Annotated in this window: 1 protein-coding gene; it reads left to right on the forward strand. The window is 64.0% G+C overall.

The window, feature by feature from the left end; translation table 11 throughout:
- A partial coding sequence (locus G3I42_RS21555; RefSeq protein WP_239096597.1) for a poly-gamma-glutamate biosynthesis protein PgsC/CapC occupies window positions 1-214 on the forward strand: 214 nt, incomplete at both ends.

The following is a 214-nucleotide window of genomic DNA, read 5'->3' on the forward strand; positions in this document are numbered from 1 at the left end:
CCCTCGTCGAGGACCTCCAGCGCGCGGCCATGGTGGTCGGCGTCACCGTCCTCACCTACGTATCCGTGCTGCTGCTCCAGAAGGTCGTCATCCTCTACGGGAAGCGGCTGTTCTCCGCGGTGGTGCTGACCGGGGTCATCCTCCAGGCGACCGTGATGATCGTGCTCCAGGTGGAATTCCCCCTGATGTACGCCAACCAGACCCTCGGCTTCAT

It is taken from the genome of Streptomyces sp. SID11385 (assembly GCF_010548245.1).
Classification (GTDB): Bacteria; Actinomycetota; Actinomycetes; order Streptomycetales; family Streptomycetaceae; genus Streptomyces.